This window comes from Paraburkholderia sp. SIMBA_053, from assembly GCF_046534895.1.
Lineage (GTDB): Bacteria > Pseudomonadota > Gammaproteobacteria > Burkholderiales > Burkholderiaceae > Paraburkholderia > Paraburkholderia caledonica.
In genome coordinates this window covers 1-257 of the sequence record NZ_JAWRXU010001065.1, presented here as the reverse complement: position 1 = coordinate 257, position 257 = coordinate 1, and the positions used below count along the sequence as shown (strand labels likewise).

The window sequence follows — 257 nt, the reverse complement described above, 5'->3', positions numbered from 1 at the left end:
CAACTGGTCGGGCGAGCGCAGATCGAGCTGGAACAAGGCGCTGCGATTGGCGGCGAGCACGATGCCGTCGTCGTCGACAGCGAGCTTGCCTGCGTGCAGCGTGCCGACGAATTCGGGGCGGCTATGGAAGTGGACGGTATTGGCGCGCCGGTAGCGCGAGTCGATCAGCCGGTTCTCGATCATCTGCCGCGACATGCCGACGAGCACGAGCGAATGCTGCTGCAGCATCCGCGAGCGGCTCGTCACGTCGAGCACGC

1 pseudogene is annotated in these 257 nt (G+C 66.1%); it reads right to left on the bottom strand.

The annotated features are described in order from the left end of the window. Window positions 1-257, bottom strand: a pseudogene (locus SB753_RS38895) (sigma-54-dependent Fis family transcriptional regulator); the annotation flags it as partial.